A 3,600-nucleotide genomic window follows, 5' to 3' on the forward strand; every position below is an offset into this window, starting at 1 on the left:
CCAGCGCCAGCAGGCCCCAGCCCAGCGGCAGCAACAGCAAGGGCGCGATGCCGATGGGCAGCGCGTTCCACCACGTCAGCCGGCTGAAGCCCACCTGGCCCAGCGTCAGCTGCCGGCCGTTGCGGCGCGGCCACACGCTGAAGCGGCTGGGGCGCGCCCGCAGCAGCCAGCCCACCAGGAAATGGCACAGCTCGTGCAGCACCGTGCCCGGCAGCGACAGCGCCACATAGGGCCAGAACCAGGCGCGGCGGCGCAGTTGGCGGCTCAGCAGCAGGAATAGCGCCGGCCACAGCAGCACGGCGGCAGAGGAGGCGAACGGCGCGTACAGCGGCTCGAGGACGGACATGGGAAGAAGAGGGCGGGCGAAAACCTGGATTGTGGCATGAGAACCTGTTTACGATCTGCTGCGCTTCGGCGATACAGCGTTGAAAACGCCCTCAAAATGCTCATGTACCACTTGTACATTCCGCTTTTTCGCTCGTTTTCGCCTTGTCTCGCTCTTGCTCGCGAGATTGTAAACACGTTCTGCGGGCGCGGCCGGACCAAGCCGGACGCGCCCTCATGATGGAGAAGCTAGACCTGATGGAAGCTGCTCAAGCGCGACGCTTTTTATCTCAATCCGCGCGGAAGCGGTTGATCGCCGCATCCAGCCCATGCGCCAGGCCGGACAACTGCTGCGCCATGGCGGAGGATTCCTCCACCGACAAGCCGTTTTCCGTGCCCATATTGGCAATGCGCTCCACATTCTTGGCCGCCTCGTTGCTGGCGGTGCTCTGCTCGCGCATCGCCTCCGCGATCTCGCTGGTTTTCTCCAGCAAGCGCGTGGACAGCACACGGATCTGCGCTAGGCGTTCCGACAGCGTGCCGCTCAGCGCCACGCCGGCTTCCACCCGCTCGGTGGCTTCGCGCATGCTGGCCACCGCCGTGGTGGTGTCGCCTTGCACCGCCTTGATTTTTTCCGAGATCTCGCCGGTGGCCTGAGCGGTGCGCTCCGCCAGCTTGCGCACCTCGTCCGCCACCACCGCGAAGCCGCGGCCGGTTTCGCCGGCGCGCGCCGCCTCGATGGCCGCGTTCAAGGCCAGCAGATTGGTCTGCTCGGCGATGTCGTGGATCACGTCCACGATATTGCCAATCTCATCGGAACGCTGGTTCAGGCCGATGATGATGGTTTCGGAACGGCTGATCACGCTGGCGATTTCCGACATCTGCTGCGCCGCCTGGCCGGCCACATCGCTGCCGCTCACCGCCTCGTTCATGCTGCTCTTGGCCTCGCCGGCCATTTCCACCGCGTGCTCGGCCACCAGGTTGATGCTCACCGTCATCTCTTCCACCGCGGCGGCGGTGGACGAAGAGGCGTCGGTTTGCACCTGGGACGCCTCGGCAATGCGCTTGGACACCCCGGACAAGGCGTGGGCGGTGTCGTTCACCTGCTTGGCGTCGTCGCGGGTCTGGCGCAGGAAGGCGCGCAGATTGCCCAGTAGTTGCGCCAGCGCGCGGCCGGTTTCGCTGACCTCGTCGCGGCCGGTCTGATCCACCGACACCGTCAAATCGTTTTGTTCCGCCGCGTGGCGCATGGTCTGCTGCATCGCCTGCAAGGGGCGGGTGATGGAGCGGACGATGGCGAAAGCCAGGCCCACGCCCACCACCAGCGCCAGCACCAGGATGGTCAGCATCATATTGCGGGTGTTCTTCATGCTGACCGCCAGCGCGTCCTCCGCGGCCTGCGCGGAATCGTCGGCCAGCTTGCTCAGGCTGTTGAGCGCGTCGCGCGCCTCGTACAGCTTGGGCTTGAACGGGGTGATGCCCTCGTCGCCGACATTGGCCCGGCTGATCTCGCCGCTGGCGATCTTCTGATACAGCCCGTTCATGCCGTGCTCATAGCCGGACAGGCCGGTCAGCATGCTGTCGAAGGTTCTCTGATGATCCGCCGCCATGGCCATGGACTTGGCGGTGGAAGCCTGGTTCTTGAACTCGGCGATATGCTTGTCCAGCAACTGCTTGTTGGTCTGGATGCTCTGATCCGAGTTGTCCGGATTGCCAATGCTGATGAAGATATTCTTCTCATCCTGGCGGATGTGCAGCATGCTGCTTTGCATGGCGTTCATCTGATAACGGAACGCGATTTTCTGGTCAAACAGCGAGGTCAGCTCGCCATCCATCTGGTTCAACGACCACCAGCCGGAACCGCCCACCAGAGCCACTGCAAACAGCAGGCTGCCCGCCAGCGCGGCGATGCGCTGCCCGATCGTGAATTGACTTAACATAATGCCCCCCATTGGCGCTGATATTCATCTTTTTTCATAGCAAACGCATATGAATTGGCGATTGCATCAATGTGTGAAGACGCAGCGCTTCATGCTGGCACGGACTCCAGCCGGGGCCGGGATTCTGGAACATCAGGAATGGGCCCACAGGCCGGTGCGACGGAGTGTTTCAATGCCAGCGCCTCTCCTCGTGACGGAGGCGGAAGCGGTGCGACGTTCATTGAATGGGCCCAATCATAATTCACGCCGCACCGATAGTCCTAATGGTTATTTTTGCATCGCAAAGTGGGAACATAGGGTGTATGTCCGGGCCGGCGCGGACGTTACCGGGCCCATGGCCGGGCAGGGCGCCACCCAAGACAGAAGTCATGCTGTTGGCAATTTAAACGCCATAATGTCTGTGTTAAAGTTTTCAAATGTCAAAATAATACGGACGCGATGAAAACATCCTGCTTGCATCTCCTGTTGCGCTTAAAACAACGCCCAGCGTCACGCCGTGGCGCGTTTGACGCCCGGCGCGGCCGCGCCGCCTTCGCCATGACGCTGACGGCGCTGAGCCTGAGCGCCGCCGTTTGCGCGGCGGACAAGGAACAAGTGGTGGGCGATGGCGGCCGCATACTGCGCTACAGTTCCACCCAGGTGCGGGTGGAACTGGACGCCGCCGAAAACGCCGCTTATCAGAACGCCCGCGATTTCTACTGGCGCGGCGCCACCGTGGCGCAAGCGCTGCGCGCCGGCGGCAAGGCCTTGGCGGCGATGGGTTACGGCCGGCTGGAAGAAGACGCGGACTTCTCCCTGCTGCGCGCCGAACGCCATGAAAAACTGGTCAGCACCAGCCGGGAAGTGCTGCGCGGCCTTTTGAAAATGAAAATGGGCCTGCCCGGCAAACCGGACCACCAAAGCCTGGAAGCGCTGATCACCCTGCGCCCGGCCGCTGGCGGCCAGGGCGTTTGGCTGCGCGCCCGTTTCCAGCGCACCATCTGGGACAGCAATGGTGATTCCCGCACCAAGCAGGTGAGCGAAGCGGAGGTGTATCGGGACTTTTTCGCGCGGCTGGGGGCTTAGAACCTGTTTACGATCTGCTGCGCGTCGGCGATACGGCGTTGAACACGTCTTCGAAATGCTCATGTACCGCTTGTACATTCCGCTTTCTCAGCCATTTTCGCCTTGTCTCGCCTTAGCTCGCGAGATCGTAAACAGGTTCTTAGCCGGATTGGGCGCAGCTATTGACCAATTTGCGCCAAGCCTTGCTATAGCTGAGGCCATGGGTGTTCACCGTCAGTTTGCTGGCGTCGCCATCCGGTTTGATCTTGATTTCCAGGCCGTCCTTATTGGT

At 62.3% G+C, this 3,600-nt stretch carries 3 protein-coding genes; 1 reads left to right on the top strand and 2 read right to left on the bottom strand.

Features of this window, described 5'->3' with window-relative positions:
• Together LQT98_RS23165 and LQT98_RS23170 are read right to left on the bottom strand one after the other, a co-directional pair.
• A partial coding sequence (locus tag LQT98_RS23165) for a hypothetical protein (protein WP_456237138.1) occupies positions 1–346 on the bottom strand: 346 nt, incomplete at its 3' end.
• 268 nt (positions 347–614) lie between these two features.
• Positions 615–2,264, bottom strand: a complete 1,650-nt coding sequence (locus tag LQT98_RS23170) for a methyl-accepting chemotaxis protein (RefSeq protein ID WP_231465538.1) — start codon at positions 2,262–2,264, stop codon at positions 615–617.
• Between the two features lie 537 nt (positions 2,265–2,801).
• Between LQT98_RS23170 and LQT98_RS23175 the strand changes: the two genes are divergently transcribed.
• Positions 2,802–3,329: a hypothetical protein gene (locus LQT98_RS23175; RefSeq protein WP_231465540.1), complete on the top strand. Its 528-nt coding sequence runs from the start codon at positions 2,802–2,804 to the stop codon at positions 3,327–3,329.
• Positions 3,330–3,600: the final 271 nt, after the last annotated feature.

Source organism: Chromobacterium aquaticum (assembly GCF_021129195.1).
GTDB lineage: Bacteria > Pseudomonadota > Gammaproteobacteria > Burkholderiales > Chromobacteriaceae > Chromobacterium > Chromobacterium aquaticum.

Excerpts from the sequence above, each read along its gene's own strand:
- LQT98_RS23170 (WP_231465538.1), bottom strand. The coding sequence starts at position 2,264 with ATGTTAAGTCAATTCACGATCGGGCAGCGCATCGCCGCGCTGGCGGGC.
- LQT98_RS23175 (WP_231465540.1), top strand. The coding sequence starts at position 2,802 with ATGACGCTGACGGCGCTGAGCCTGAGCGCCGCCGTTTGCGCGGCGGAC.